General features: G+C 75.3%; 1 protein-coding gene. It reads right to left on the minus strand.

Going from position 1 to position 388, the window contains the following annotated elements; all coding sequences use genetic code 11:
• On the minus strand, positions 1 to 388 hold a 388-nt coding region (locus tag CBF90_RS16965; protein ID WP_141097248.1), incomplete at both ends, for an SDR family NAD(P)-dependent oxidoreductase.

Below are 388 nucleotides of genomic sequence, written 5' to 3' on the forward strand. Positions count from 1 at the left end.
CTCCTGGGCGGCGACCAGGGTGAGGCCCGCGACACCGGCCTTGGCGGCGGAGTACGCCGACTGGCCGACGGACCCCTGCAGGCCGGCGCCGGAGGAGGTGTTGACGACCCGGGCGGCGCGCTGGCGCCCCGCCTTGGCCTCCCCCCGCCAGTAGGCGCCGGCGTGGCGCAGCGGCGCGAAGTGGCCCTTCAGCAGCACGCGGACGACGGCGTCCCACTCCTCCTCGCTGGTGTTGACCAGCATCCGGTCGCGCACGAAGCCGGCGTTGTTGACCAGCACGTCGAGGCCTCCGAAGGTGTCGACGGCCTGGCGGACCATTGCCTCGGCCTGGTCCCAGTCGGCGACGTCGGCGGTGCTGACCACGGCCCGGCCGCCCGCGGCCTCGATC

The organism is Microbacterium sp. AISO3, from assembly GCF_002204305.1.
Taxonomy (GTDB): Bacteria; Actinomycetota; Actinomycetes; order Actinomycetales; family Microbacteriaceae; genus Microbacterium; species Microbacterium arborescens.